Source organism: Kitasatospora sp. NPDC056138 (assembly GCF_042264695.1).
GTDB lineage: Bacteria > Actinomycetota > Actinomycetes > Streptomycetales > Streptomycetaceae > Kitasatospora.
Map to the genome: position 1 here is coordinate 1 of NZ_JBHJVK010000125.1, position 11,527 is coordinate 11,527.

Consider the following 11,527-nt stretch of genomic DNA (forward strand, 5'->3'; position numbering starts at 1 on the left):
CATCTCGAAGCGTGAAGAACGGCCGCGTCACGTGCGCCCGGATCCCGGAGACCTCAGCCGGTCGAGTGACCAGCGACCATAAACGCCAAGCTGAGAGGGCGTTTGATGTGAACGGATTGCCCTTTATGCCCTAGTAGGTCCCTCGCCAGGTTGGTGTGGTCTCGTCCGTTATGCGCTTGGTGAGGTTGTCGATCGAGGCGATGTGGATCATGGCTTCGGGGCTGGCGGGAAGGGTCTCGTAGTCGCGGGCCAGGCGGCGTCTGAGCATGATCCATCCGAGACTCCGTTCGACCACCCACCGCCTTTTCACGACATGGAAGCCGGGGATGTCGGACTTCCGGTGGACGACTTCGACGTCGATGCCAAGGCGGGCACCGTGCTCGACGGCGGCATTCTTGAAGCCGGTGTCGACCCAGCTCTTGGAGATGGTCGGGTAGAGCTTCTTGGCCTGGTCGAGGAGGCGTATTCCCAGGGCGTTCTCGGACAGGCTCGCGGCGGTGACGGTCACGGCGAGGATCAGGCCGATCGTGTCGGTGGGGATGCCCCTCTTCCGGCCGACGATCTTCTTGGCGGCATCGGTTCCCTGGCTGGTCAGGGGCACGTTGGTGGAGGTCTTCACGCTCTGAGTGTCGATGACCGAGGCGGTTGGTTCGGGCTTGCGGCCTTCCTTCACGCGCGCAAGTCCGGTGAGGTCGTAGTTGAGTTGAGCGAAGATGCCCCCGTCGTGCCAGGCGGCGTAGTAGGCGTAGACGGTGCCGTGATTGGGGAAGTCGTGCGGGAGGTATTTCCAGGGGATCCCGGTGCGGTTGACGTAGAGGATCGCGTTGAAGACGTCGCGCAGGTCGACTTTCGCCGGCTGGCCGGTCGGCCGACGGTCGAGCCGGGCCTTTCTCCAGGCCGTCAGAATCGGCTCTATCAGGGCCCATCGGGCGTCGGACAGGTCGCTGGGGTACGGCTTGCACTGGTTCATGACACAGCGTCAACATCAGTCGGCCGGAGGATGCTGTTCCGCTGCTGGTCGGGCGTTTTCATGACGTCTGTAAACCAGACGGACTTCGAGTCGTAGAAGCGGACGAGACGGGCAGCGGTCTTCACTGACTGCCCGGGGACAATACCGCTCTACCCGGCAAACGTGGCGAACTGGGACAGGAGCAAGAGCCGCATACGGGACCAGAAATACCAAAACGCCCACTGAGACCCGGTCAAGTCGCAGGACTGAAGCCGCTCCCGGCGAACCGGCCCGGTACATGAGGGTCGACGGCCAGGCATCCGACGACGGGTAGCCGCTTCCCCGCGTGTCGCCGCCATCGCGTCGCCGATACGGTCAGGCCGCCGCGCGGGCCGCCTTCCGCACGGCGACGACGGCCTTGTGGCGATTGTCGACGGTGCCCCAGTACGGGTGGGAGTACAGCTCGGCGCTGACAGCGGCGAACGCCTCCTTCGTCTCCTCGGTGGGGTGGTCCGCCCAGGCCGCCTCGGCGAGGTACCAGCGCTGCTGGAGGTCGATCAGGTCGGCGGGATGCCACTCTCGTCTGCCACCCGGCCATCGTAGATCGCACACAGAACCGGCCCGGCAGACCCCTCCGCCCCGCCAGGCCGCGTGTCCCGCTGTTCACCGTTGGGCGGGCTCCCGGCCGAGAGCGGCGTTCAGCCGGGCCAGCACGCCCGCCCCGCGAGCCCGGCTCCCCGGAGCCGGCCGAGCCCACCCTGTGCCATCGGGCCACCCGCGGCATGACGGTCGTGAGCCTGAACACCACCGCCACCCATGAGACCTGGTATCCAGCGGAACTCACCGCCACCACCGCCCGCTGCACCCTGTGCGCAGCCCAGGTGTACCTCACCGGGTAGACCCCGGCCGCCCGGGGCGGGACCGGCCTGCCAGCAAGGGAAGGCCGGCCATCGGGTCGGGGGCGGGCCGTCCGAGCTTGCCCACAGCGGGCAAGCCTCACCGGATTCGTGACCGAGCGTGAGATGAAGGCTTGCCTGCGCCCCCTCCTCCGGGCTTGACAGCGCCGGTAGGCTCCGCCCGCAGGGACGTAGTCACAAGGGCGGCGCCTAAAGGCGCGAATCCGCCCCGTCGGCGGGTGATTTTCCGTCACCACGCCTGCCCCGCGCCCGTACCCGGGGCAGGATCCGCCCCGACGCCGCGCTGCGCTCCGGCCACGGCTACCCCGGCGACGCCGAGCGCCTGGACGCCGAACTCGCCGCCCAGCTGCTGCGCCGCGTGCCGGTCGACCGGCACGACCAGGTCGAGGAGGTCCCCGCCATCGTGGACCTGGCCGCCGTCGCCGAGATCGTCGCCGCCTACCGCGGCCGCGTGCTGCTCGCCGCCGACCGGGACGCCGCCGATGCGATCGACGAGACCGTCGCCGACGGCTCACCTCTTTCTCTGACGCGGTCACGCCTGTGTCCTAGGCTTGGTCCATGTCTGACGGCGACTTGAGCGGTGATCTGGACAGCGATACGACCGCCCAGGAGGGTGCGAGCCGCAAGGAACGCCGGACACAGCCTGAAGGAAAGCTGCCTTGCCCTGATGGCCATCTCTCCCAAAACCTCAACTGCTGCGAAGAGTGCGGGCTGGGCATGAAGGTTCCCCGGTGCCCCATCTGCAAGACAAGCTGGGCAGGGCGCTTCTGCGAGGCCTGCGGCTACGACTGGATCCACGTAGTAGGAGGCCCCGGCCCGTCCTCAGAAGCTCGTCCTTCCGGCTCCCCCCTAGCGGCCATGGAACGCCCAAGGCCAGACCCTATCTGGGACCGGGACTCACCAAGTCCTTCAGTATCGGAGTACCTGAAGCTCCAATCTGAGCCGGAACTGCTCAACGAGCTGGTCGCGAGCGGGATGATCGGCGCGATGGCAACGTCGTTCGGAGTCGTGGCGAAGGCCGCTCTGGAACAGAAGACGGAGCAGCTGAAGGCGAAGTTGGCTGCCGAGACGGAGCGGATGCGGATAGCTGCCGAGAACGAGCGAGCGGCGCTGCATGAGCAGGAAGAGACCAAGCGTGTGCGTCTGCAGATGCGGGCTCGGCCTGCCCAGCCGTCCTCCGGGGAGGAGACGGAGTAGCAGATGCCGCAGGGGGCGTTCGCAGGTCCGAGATTGAGACTCGCACCCGGCGACTGGCGATCGCGGAGGAGACGAAGCGCCAGCGGATGCGTCTTGGGCCGGCTAGCAGGCCCGTACCGCTGAGGCAACCGGCTCCTCAACGCCTCTGCCGATGGGCAGCGGCCCTAACGCCCTGAGCTCAAGCGGTCAAACTCACCTGTCAAACGGTCCAGATGGCTTGTCAGAGGACAGTCAGGTTCTGCCGAAGCGGATCAGCGGCGGGTGCTCCACCGCGTCCGGATCGACCCGCGGATCGTAGGCGGCGAGCCCGGCCGTCCGCACCCGCTCGGCGATCCGCAGCCACTCGCGGTGGTCCGCCTCGGAGGTGAGCACCGAATGGTCGACGTTCGGGTCCTCCAGGGCCATGCCCTGGACGTGGTGGAGCTGCTCCAGCGCCTTCTCCGCAGCCCGGTCGATCTCGGCCGGCGTCATCCCGTCCGCGTCCCGGCACACCAGCGCGCGGTGGAAGCGGTCCGTGTCCGGATGGAGCTCCAGCTGCTCGCCGGGCGGGCGCAGCCAGCGGGCCGGGATGGTGTGGGCGACGGTGCTGGGGAAGGTGAGGGCCTCCCCGTCCGCGTCGGTGACGATGCCGGTGATCTCGTACTCCTGGCCCTCGGCGAGATCGAGGGCCGCGGCCTGCTCGGCGGTCAGGCGCAGCGCGACGCGCCCGGCCGGGACATCCCGGCTGACCACCACCGTGCTGGACTCCTCGCCGACCTGATCCGCCAGCGCCGCAAGGCCCGTGAGCAGCAGGAAGAAGACGACCGCCAGGCCGAAGAACAGGCCCGCGAGGACGAGGCCGCCGCCGAGCTGCGCGCGACCCTGCTCGCCGCCCGCGCCCACAACGACGCCATGCACCCCTGCTACACCTGTCAGGGCCCGCTGGGCGGCGCCCACGACTCCGACCACGAACTGGACGAGAACGCCGAGCCGGACCGCCTGGAATGCCCGGCCTGCCTCGCCAACCGCCGCGCCCAGGGCGGCCGACCGATCGTCCTCGACCTCCCCTCCGCCCGCGACCTCAAGAAGGCCGAGAAGAACGGACCGCCGACCGGCGACCCCTGGTGGACAGTCCGCCTCATCCACGCCCAACGCTGGCCCAAGTGGGACCGAGAAAACGACCGCGTTCCCGAACTCTGGCCGAACGCCCGCGCCTGAGAAAATACATAGAATAAGCGGCGGCTGTGTGTCATTCATTTTCCAATGACGCACAGCCGCCGCATCAATGTTCTCCAACGCTTTTCCCGGAAAGGCCGGGTCATGCTCACACCATGATCCGAAAGAACCCGATGCGAGTACCGGGCCGCTGCTTTAGCGGGTGCGGGCGCTTGCTAGATGATGATCGGGTTGGCTTCCACGACACAGCCCGATCCGATCACGGCGAGCGTCTTCCCACCCGGCAGGACGACGCCGCCGTTGCCGAGGAGGTCGCCGCGGGCGCTGACCGAGTTGGTGCAGTACTCCTGGGTCGGGGCGGTTTCGCTGGTGCGGAGCACGACGGGGCCGGACCCGGGGTAGCGGTGGGTGCCGGAGTTCGGGTCGGTCGGGATGGACTTGTCGCAGCCCAGGCCGACGGCGGTGGGGACTTCGGACAGCCCCAGCTTCTTCGCCGCGTCGTTGATCGTGGTGACGGGGTAGCCGAGCGGGGGGTTGGTGAGATCGACCGTGCCCAGCCCGCATGCCAGCGCCGGCGTGTCCCCGGGGGGAGTTGGGACTGCCTCGGCGGGCGAGGCTAGGGCGAGAGCGGCGGCCAAGGCGAGCGAGGCGACAGCAAGAGTCCTCTTCATTTCCCTGATGGTTGCCTGTGCACGATCAACATGCGCGGTTTTCAACGCTTAAGCACGAAATCTCCGTAGCTCTCGCGGCAGTTTCGCGAACAGCGGGGACGGTGGCGGCCATCTGTTCGACTGGACCCCGGACGGGCTCTCGCCCCGGACGAGGATGAGGCGCGAGCTGTGAAGCTGCATGTATTTGTCGTCAGATACGGCGGTTTTCTGTCGTGGGGTGTGGGGGGTGTTTTTGCTGGTCAGTGGCGGTGGTGGTTGGTGGTGCGTCATTGTGGTGCGGTTTTTGGCGTCATCGGGATGATGTTTTGCCTGGTCAGGTTCGTGCGGTTTCCTCCTCCCGGCCGAGCGCCTCGGCTCGCCGTTCTCCCTCTCGGCCGTGCCGGCCGCGCGCCCCGCGAGCGGGGGGCGGCGCCCGCTGGGGGAGGGCGGCCTCTCCTACACCGCCGACGCGGTCGGCGACTGACGCCCCGCGGGCCCGGCCAGGTGCTGGCCCCGCACCGTGCGCATGCGCAAGCGGCACGAACGACAGCGGGGGACGGCCAGAGCGCCTGCATGCCTTGGGGTGGCTGGGCCGCCGCTGCCACGGACAAGGTGGGATTTACCCACATGCCCCCGGTGGGTACGGTGGGAGGGTCCATACAAGCGCCCGGAGCGCCCGGAGGGGTCACATGCCCGCAGCAGCCCACATGAGCGAGGAGTTCGAGACCGTCGCCGAGACCGAGGTCGACAGCCGCGGCCGAGTGTCCCTCGGCCGGGCAGGCGCCAGGCCCGGACGGCGCTACCGGGTGGCATCCACCCCGGACGGCGTCCTCCTGCTGACACCCGTCGTCTCCATCCCGGAACGCGAGATGCAGGTGTGGACCGACCCGCTGCTCGCCGAGCGCATCCGGACCGGCATCGGACAGGCGCAGCGCGGCGAGACCCTCGACCTCGGCGACTTCTCGCAGTACCTCGACGGCGAAGAGGACGAGGACTAGAGACCGGTGCACGTTCTGCGCTTCACCGAAGACGCCGCCGAGACGCTCCGGCGCCTAGCGGCCGGCCCCAAGGCCGACCCGGTCAAGCTGAAGAAGGTCCGCAAGGCGCTGGGCCTCCTCCAGACCGATCCGCGCTACCCCGGCCTGCACTCCCACCAGTACGAGTCCTTCCCCGGCTTCACCGCCGAGAAGGTCTGGGACTCCTACGTGGAGAACCACAATCCGTCCGCCTGGCGCACCTGCTGGATCTACGGGCCGGACGAGAAGAACGACCAGGGTGAGGACGTCGCGGTCATCACCGTGCTGGTGATCGGTCCGCACCTGTAGCACCGAACGGGACCACAGCCCCGAGCCGTAGAACAGCAGCGGCGCGGGCGTCATCCGGGGCTGGGACCCGCGGGCTACTGCCCGCAGTGACGGTCCCACCGGCGGGGTCTCCACCCTGTCGGGCTGTTGTTTGAGGGTGGCGTCCGGCAGATGCTGGCCGCACCGCCGCTGCGGCTAGGGCCAGCGGCCCGTTCAGCCACGCGGCGGGATGCCTGGGCGGGCCGGTGGTGGACTCCTCCTGCCACTCCTGATGCCACTCCTGATGTAACTCCTGACGGGGCTCCTGATGTCTGCACCCCCGGCCCGGACCGGAGGCGGCATCGGCACAGGTCAGAGTGGCAATCAAGGCGGCTGGAAATTCCGACAACCCTTCCTGTACGCCCCTCTATACCTCTTGATGGTGGGGATGTGGGTGGTGGCGGTGGGCATTGGCCGGGTCGTGGCCGGGCCTGCGGCGCTGGCTGGTGGGCCCTGGCGGGCCGGGGCTGCCACCGGACGAGCGGGCCGTCACCCGGCCCGGCCCGGTGTCCCCGTGCTGCGCCGCCTGCCAGCCGAGCCGGCCGCAACGGCGGCTGACGGACCGCCACCCGCCGCAGTGCTCCGCCCGGCGGCCCGGTCCCGGAACGTCAGTGCCAGGTCACCTCGACGTGCTGCGCCAGAGCCAGCAACACAGCCACCACCACCCCAGAGCCAGCGATCGCCAGCACCGCGCCCACCATCCAGCCCGGATCGCGCCAGGCCGACCGCTCCGGCTACGCCGCTGCCAGAGCCTGGCCGTGCCGCGTCCGGGCGCGCTGCGCCCCGGTCCGGCGCCGCGGTGTGCGTGTAGTCACGAGAGCCCCCTCCGAGTCGGCTGAAGCGGACACCGCGACGCGCACCACGTACCTGTACGCGGCACCCCCAGGCAGTGCCGGGCGGGTCCGTGGCACCGGACAGTAGGAGGCTGGGAGCGCCGATCAAGGGAGGACCAGAGGAAAATTTTGAGGGCGCCCACAGTCCGGGCGGCAGCGAGTGAAACCGGCGGACCATACACCGTCCTGGCAACCGGTCAACCCCCGCTGACCTGCGGCACCTGACTGCGCCCGGCCGTCCAGGCGGTGCGCGCCACGGGCAATGGGATGCGGCGCGCACCGCCCGCCCGATCCTGCCAGGGGCGGCCGGGAAGCCCTCGAGAGGGTCCCACGTGGAACAGGACCCGGGGCCCTTTGCAGACGCCTGTCTGGGCCGACTGGGGTGTAGGGGCGCGCAGAGGTTGTCTGGGTTGGCTACGTTCACGACTTCGGGCAGCGTTTGCTCACGACTTTGGGAGGCGGCAGGGGGGCGAAGGCGTTCGAATTGTTCGCGCGTTTCGGCAGCACCGGATGCGGCCGAGTGCCTCGGACAGCCTGGCACGGCAGCACGGCGATGAAGCATCCCCTGGGTTCACCCGGCGCTCTCTGAGCCGATGTGGGCGAGCAGCGAAGCGGTGCCGTCCTCTGCGGCGATCCCGCGGGCGAGTTCGGTCGCGCGGCGGCGGTGGGCCGGCTCGGCCAGGCAAGCCGTGATCGCGTCGCCGAGGGCTTCGGCGGTGAGGTCCTGGAACGGCACAGGCCGGGGGGCAACTCCCAGCTCGTACAGCCGAGACGCCCAGAACGGCTGGTCGGCCATGACGGGAACGGGCACGGCGGGTACTCCGGCCCGCAGTCCGGCTGCGGTGGTACCCGCCCCGGCGTGGTGGACGACGGCGGTGGCACGAGGGAACAGCCAGTCGTGCGGGACGTCGCCGATGGCCAGGACGTCGTCGCCGCAGCCGCTCAGACCGGCCCACCCCGCCTGTACCACCGCGCGCACGCCTGCCCGCTTCACCGCCGCGGCCACCAGTTCACTGAGCCGTTCCCCCTGCCCCGCCGCCATACTGCCGAACCCGATGAACACCGGGGGCGGACCGGCCTGGAGGAAGTCGACCAGTTCGGTCGGGGGCTGCCAGCGGTCCGGCCGCGCGGGCCACCAGTAGCCCGCCACTTCGACCCGGGACGGCCAGTCCTGGGGGCGCGGCACCACCAGCGGGCTGAAGCCGTGGAAGACCGGCCGGATGTCCACCGGCGCCGAGGGCGCGTCAGCGGGCAGTCCAAGGCGGGCGCGCAGCTGGGCCACGGAGCCCGCGAAGACCCCTTCCGCGCGCCTCAGCACTTCCCGGCCCGCAGCGAGGCTGCCCTCCGGCCCCAGGCTGTCGGTGTTCCGTGCGTTGGGCAGCGGGAATTGTCTGGTGGCGAACGACGGTGCGAGGTAGGTGCCGATGACGGGGACGCCGAGCGCTTCGCCGGCCGTCCGGCTGAGCGGTGCCGGGCCGAAGGCGGTGAGCAGCAGGTCGGCTCCGCCCGCCACGGCCTCCGCCACCCCATCGGCGAGCCCGTCCGCGTACGCCCTTGTCATCGCCTGGGCCTCCTCCCGCGACGCCGCCCGGGACCAGTCTCGGATCAGCCTCTGCGGGTCTCCCGGCACAGGCCGGTAGTCGAGACCGCACCCGCCGACGAGTGCGGCGAAGGACGGGTGAGCGGCCACGGCGACCTGATGGCCCGCGTCCAGCAGGCGCCGCCCCAGGCCTGTGAAGGGCGCGACGTCTCCCCGTGAACCGGCAGTGATGATCAGAATGCGCATGGAGCGATTCTCCTCGGCGAATGCCGCCCGGTTACCATCGCCGGCGAGGAACTCTTCCCCCAGCACCCCGACGCCGAGATCCTGCTGTCCTTCCCGGGCCTGGGCACCCAGCTGGCCGCCCGCGTCCTGGCCGAGGTCGGCGACGACCACAGCCGCTTCGCCGACGCCCGCGGCCTCAAGGCCTACGCCGGAGCCGCGCCGGTCACCCGCTCTTCCGGCAAGAAGAGCCACATCGGCCGGCGCATGGTGAAGAACGACCGCCTCAACCACGTCGGCTATCTCTGGGCGTTCTCCGCCCTCACCGCCTCACCCGGCGCCGGCGCCCACTACCGCGCCCGCCGCGAACACGGAGACTGGCACGCCGCCGCCCAACGCCACCTCTTCAACCGTCTGCTCGGACAGCTCCACCACTGTCTCCAGCACCACGAACGGTTCGACGAGCACACTGCCTTCCCCGCAGCCGCCTCGCAGGCAGAGGCAGCTGCCGCGTGAACCGGCAGAACGCCTTGCCCCGGCCAGCCACAGCGGTTGATCATTCGCAGATGAGACCAGAAGTGCAGGCGTTCGTAGCCGACGGCCCTCTTCCCGACTGGGATGCCGACGGGGAGGAGATCGACCGGCGATCCGACCAGCTCGAAGCCATTGCCAAGCCCGTCACCGGCGAGGAGGCCCGGGCGCTGGTCGCCTGCTTCGGCCCGGACGACTGCTACGGCGTCGCCTGGGCTCTTCTGCATCTCATCGAGACGGGCCCGAATCCGGTCCTGACCACCGAGCCCGCTCCCGACGCCAACGAGTGGCACCACACCCTCTGGGCCCGCATCGTCAACAGCGGACTCGCCCCATCAACTTGACGCGCTAACCCCGTGCGATGTCTGCGGCCACCGCATGATCTTCTGTCTTCACACACCGATGATCAACGGTGGCCGCACCCGTTCCCGCACCCGGCTCCCAGCAGCACGGCCACGGACCGCTGCCGGCGTGCCAACGGGTCAGTGGAAACCGCACGGCCGCTGTCAGTGCCGGGTGATAGGGAGTTGGGATGACCCAAACACCTGCCTTCGAAGACCTGCTGACCTTGGTCGAGGACCGCTCCGCCGCCCTGCGCAGCAGCGTCGCGGGCTCCCCCGATCTGGATGTCCGCATCCCCAGCTGCCCCGACTGGTCGCTCCGCGACCTCGTTGAGCACCTTACCGAGGTGCACCGGTTCTGGGCGGCGGCGGTCGCAGCCGGCCCCAGCGAGAAGCCCCCGACCGTGGCGCCGGCCGATGACACGCCGGCAGCCGACCTACTGGCCCGTTCGGCCACAGCCACCCACGAGCTGATCGCCGCCCTGCGAGCCGCAGGTCCAGCGACGGGCTGCTGGACCTGGTGGGGCGACTCCGACGTGCCGATGACGAGCGGTGCCGTGGCGCGCCATCAGATCCAGGAAGCCGCTGTCCACGCCTTCGACGCCCAGCTGGCCACTGGAACTCCCCAGCCCATCCCGGCGGTTGTCGCTCTCGACGGCATCACCGAGTTCATCGGCGTCAGCCACGGCACCGCCGGCCCTTGGCCGCACGAGCCGGTCCGGATCGGCCTACACGCCGCCGAGGGCGAGTCATGGCTGGTCGACCTGACGGCGTCGGGGTCATACATCACCGACGGCCCGCACGAGACAGCCGCCAGCCTGCACGGATCAGCGAGCAATCTGCTGCTCACCCTGCACGGCCGCCTTCCCCTGGACAGCCTGCGAAGCGAGGGTGACCGCGCCACCTTGGAGAACCTCCTGCGCTGGCCTGACCTGAGCTGACGTCCCGGCCCGAGAAACCCCCTGCGGGGCGCTGGCCGCAGCCATCTCCCAGCGCCCCCAAAGCAAGATCACGATTCCGCGAGCTGGACCGGCTGACCCAGCAGTTCCTCAACACGACCGGTACCTGGTCGCGGCCGACGCCGATGCCGCTGGACGCCTACCGGGCCGGCGACGAGTACGTGATCTGCTTCGACCTGCCGGGGGTGGCCCCGGAGGCGATCGACATCGACGTTGAGCGGAACATGGTGACCGTCAAGGCCGAGCGCCGTCCGCGCCAGGAGGGCGAGGGCGTCAAGTGGGAGCTGTCCGAGCGCCCGCTCGGGGTGTTCTCCCGCCAGGTCATGCTCTCCGACACCCTCGACCCGGAGGGGATCAGCGCCGACTACGGCGCCGGCGTGCTCACGTTGAAGATCCCGGTCGCCGAGAAGGCCAAGCCCCGCAAGATCGCCATCAGCCACAGCGGCGACCGCAAGCAGATCCAGGCCTGACCCGGCCCCCGGACCGCCGTCCCGCACCGCCAACCCCCGGGCCCTGTGGGACGACCCGCCCGACCTCGCGATCCATGTCACGGTTCCGGGCCGGGACGGCAGCGAGAAACACCATGCGCGACCGGGGGAACGTTTGTCGACGAGCACGCCCAGGAACACAGCGAGCCCCGCCCTGCCCGACCGGGCCAGAGCGCGGGGCAGCAGCATGTACGAGCTCCCCGAGGGCGAGTGGGGCGCGCAGGCGGGCGTTAGGCGGTTGTTAGCCGCTCTCGGAATGCTGCTGTCACCGAGCAAGCGGCCGGCGCGTTCACGCACCGGGTCAAAAGGGAGAAACCGCGTTGAAGAAGCGTGCAATCGCGAAGTTGGGTGTACTGGCGGCGGTGCCGATGATGGTGTTGGCGGGTACCGCTCCGGCTCACG

13 protein-coding genes and 1 pseudogene are annotated in these 11,527 nt (G+C 69.8%); 9 read left to right on the top strand and 5 right to left on the bottom strand.

The window, feature by feature from the left end; genetic code table 11:
• Positions 1–130 precede the first annotated feature (130 nt).
• Together ACFC1R_RS37600 and ACFC1R_RS37605 are read right to left on the bottom strand one after the other, a co-directional pair.
• On the bottom strand, positions 131–970 hold the full coding sequence (locus ACFC1R_RS37600; protein WP_375946227.1) for an IS5 family transposase: 840 nt from the start codon (positions 968–970) through the stop codon (positions 131–133).
• 354 nt (positions 971–1,324) lie between these two features.
• Positions 1,325–1,561, bottom strand: coding sequence for a hypothetical protein (locus ACFC1R_RS37605; RefSeq protein WP_375946228.1), 237 nt, complete (start codon positions 1,559–1,561; stop codon positions 1,325–1,327).
• A gap of 663 nt (positions 1,562–2,224) precedes the next feature.
• On the opposite strand from ACFC1R_RS37605, the gene ACFC1R_RS37610 reads away from it, so the two are divergent.
• Positions 2,225–2,443, top strand: coding sequence for a hypothetical protein (locus ACFC1R_RS37610; protein ID WP_375946229.1), 219 nt, complete (start codon positions 2,225–2,227; stop codon positions 2,441–2,443).
• Complete coding sequence (locus tag ACFC1R_RS37615; RefSeq protein WP_375946230.1) at positions 2,425–3,063, top strand: hypothetical protein; 639 nt, start codon at positions 2,425–2,427, stop codon at positions 3,061–3,063. Before ACFC1R_RS37610 ends, ACFC1R_RS37615 begins: the two co-directional genes overlap by 19 nt.
• 231 nt (positions 3,064–3,294) lie before the next feature.
• Here the strand turns inward: ACFC1R_RS37615 and ACFC1R_RS37620 are convergent, their stop codons facing one another.
• Entirely contained in the window at positions 3,295–3,960 is a 666-nt protein-coding gene (locus ACFC1R_RS37620) for a hypothetical protein (protein ID WP_375946231.1), read from the bottom strand.
• On the opposite strand from ACFC1R_RS37620, the gene ACFC1R_RS37625 reads away from it, so the two are divergent.
• Positions 3,955–4,260, top strand: coding sequence for a hypothetical protein (locus ACFC1R_RS37625; protein WP_375946232.1), 306 nt, complete (start codon positions 3,955–3,957; stop codon positions 4,258–4,260). The genes ACFC1R_RS37620 and ACFC1R_RS37625 overlap by 6 nt on opposite strands.
• A 173-nt stretch (positions 4,261–4,433) precedes the next feature.
• On the opposite strand, the gene ACFC1R_RS37630 is transcribed toward ACFC1R_RS37625, so the two are convergent.
• On the bottom strand, positions 4,434–4,889 hold the full coding sequence (locus ACFC1R_RS37630; RefSeq protein WP_375946233.1) for a hypothetical protein: 456 nt from the start codon (positions 4,887–4,889) through the stop codon (positions 4,434–4,436).
• Positions 4,890–5,557: 668 nt separating this feature from the next.
• Here ACFC1R_RS37630 and ACFC1R_RS37635 point away from each other — a divergent pair.
• Both ACFC1R_RS37635 and ACFC1R_RS37640 read left to right on the top strand, forming a co-directional pair.
• The gene (locus tag ACFC1R_RS37635) at positions 5,558–5,866 is read left to right on the top strand and encodes a hypothetical protein (RefSeq protein ID WP_375946234.1); all 309 of its coding nucleotides are present in this window, start codon (positions 5,558–5,560) and stop codon (positions 5,864–5,866) included.
• Between the two features lie 6 nt (positions 5,867–5,872).
• Complete coding sequence (locus tag ACFC1R_RS37640; RefSeq protein WP_375946235.1) at positions 5,873–6,193, top strand: hypothetical protein; 321 nt, start codon at positions 5,873–5,875, stop codon at positions 6,191–6,193.
• A gap of 1,422 nt (positions 6,194–7,615) precedes the next feature.
• Here ACFC1R_RS37640 and ACFC1R_RS37645 read toward each other — a convergent pair.
• A complete protein-coding gene (locus ACFC1R_RS37645; RefSeq protein ID WP_375946236.1) occupies positions 7,616–8,980 on the bottom strand; it encodes a glycosyltransferase in 1,365 nt (454 codons plus the stop codon).
• On the opposite strand from ACFC1R_RS37645, the pseudogene ACFC1R_RS37650 reads away from it, so the two are divergent.
• The 4 genes and pseudogenes from ACFC1R_RS37650 to ACFC1R_RS37665 form a co-directional block, all read left to right on the top strand.
• Positions 8,870–9,322: pseudogene (locus tag ACFC1R_RS37650) on the top strand (IS110 family transposase); the annotation flags it as partial. The gene ACFC1R_RS37645 and the pseudogene ACFC1R_RS37650 overlap by 111 nt on opposite strands.
• Positions 9,323–9,372: 50 nt before the next feature.
• On the top strand, positions 9,373–9,681 hold the full coding sequence (locus ACFC1R_RS37655) for a hypothetical protein (protein WP_375946237.1): 309 nt from the start codon (positions 9,373–9,375) through the stop codon (positions 9,679–9,681).
• A gap of 188 nt (positions 9,682–9,869) precedes the next feature.
• Entirely contained in the window at positions 9,870–10,619 is a 750-nt protein-coding gene (locus ACFC1R_RS37660; RefSeq protein WP_375946238.1) for a maleylpyruvate isomerase family mycothiol-dependent enzyme, read from the top strand.
• Positions 10,620–10,762: 143 nt separating this feature from the next.
• The gene (locus ACFC1R_RS37665; protein ID WP_375946239.1) at positions 10,763–11,107 is read left to right on the top strand and encodes an Hsp20/alpha crystallin family protein; all 345 of its coding nucleotides are present in this window, start codon (positions 10,763–10,765) and stop codon (positions 11,105–11,107) included.
• Positions 11,108–11,527: the final 420 nt, after the last annotated feature.